This window comes from Paenibacillus sp. VT-400 (assembly GCF_001029205.1).
GTDB lineage: Bacteria > Bacillota > Bacilli > Paenibacillales > Paenibacillaceae > Paenibacillus > Paenibacillus amylolyticus.
On the sequence record NZ_LELF01000015.1, the window covers coordinates 1 to 396 of the forward strand.

Consider the following 396-nt stretch of genomic DNA (forward strand, 5'->3'; position numbering starts at 1 on the left):
GAGCATCATGCCGCATCCCCATCGGAACGGAGCCGGCATGACCCGCCATGCCTTTCATCGTCACAGTAAGCCACAACGGACCCGAGAAGCCCGTCACCAGACCTACTGGAGCATTCATCGCTTCCAGCACCGGCCCCTGCTCAATGCGTAGCACCAGATAACTCCCTATGGAACCTGGCGGATAGATCGCCTCTTCAAAATCCGAAGGAGAACAGCCGACGGCTTCCAGCGCCTCCCGACGGGTCACTCCGTTTTTATCCTGCCGCTCCAGTTCGCCTTCTTCCAACTGACCGGTTATCCCACGTGAGCCGCACAGGCCTTTGTTAAAACGGGAACCCTCTTCATCGCAAAAGGTAATTATCTCAATTGGCATATGGGGCTGAATGCCATTTTCGA

1 pseudogene is annotated in these 396 nt (G+C 55.8%); it reads right to left on the reverse strand.

Annotated elements, in window-relative coordinates:
- Positions 1-396 (reverse strand): annotated as a pseudogene (locus tag EL84_RS00075) (Zn-dependent hydrolase); the annotation flags it as partial.